This window comes from Ensifer oleiphilus (genome assembly GCF_013371465.1).
Classification (GTDB): domain Bacteria; phylum Pseudomonadota; class Alphaproteobacteria; order Rhizobiales; family Rhizobiaceae; genus Ensifer; species Ensifer oleiphilus.
Genome location: NZ_JABWDU010000029.1, coordinates 1 through 668 on the forward strand (window position 1 = coordinate 1; position 668 = coordinate 668).

Genomic DNA, 668 nt, shown 5'->3' on the forward strand with positions numbered 1-668 from the left:
CTTGCTGCTCTTGAAGATTCCGACAAGAAGATCGGTGAAGACGCGATCCGCGAGCTGATGGCTGCTGTCGACGCCTACATCCCGACGCCTGAGCGTCCGATCGACCTGCCGTTCCTGATGCCGATCGAAGACGTGTTCTCGATCTCGGGCCGTGGTACGGTTGTGACCGGTCGCGTTGAGCGCGGCATCGTCAAGGTTGGCGAAGAAGTTGAAATCGTCGGTATCCGCGACACGTCGAAGACGACGGTTACGGGCGTTGAAATGTTCCGCAAGCTGCTCGACCAGGGCCAGGCCGGCGACAACATCGGCGCGCTGATCCGTGGCGTTAACCGTGACGGCGTTGAGCGTGGCCAGATCCTGTGCAAGCCGGGTTCGGTCAAGCCGCACAAGAAGTTCATGGCAGAAGCCTACATCCTGACGAAGGAAGAAGGCGGCCGTCATACGCCGTTCTTCACGAACTACCGTCCGCAGTTCTACTTCCGCACGACGGACGTTACCGGCATCGTGACGCTTCCGGAAGGCACGGAAATGGTTATGCCTGGCGACAACGTCACCGTTGCCGTTGAGCTGATCGTTCCGATCGCGATGGAAGAAAAGCTGCGCTTCGCTATCCGCGAAGGCGGCCGTACCGTCGGCGCCGGCATCGTCGCTTCGATCGTCGAGTAATC

1 protein-coding gene is annotated in these 668 nt (G+C 60.0%); it reads left to right on the forward strand.

Translation table 11 applies throughout. The features are described 5' to 3' along the window. On the forward strand, nt 1–666 hold a 666-nt coding region (locus tag HT585_RS31560; protein ID WP_246708039.1), incomplete at its 5' end, for an EF-Tu C-terminal domain-related protein. Nucleotides 667–668: the final 2 nt, after the last annotated feature.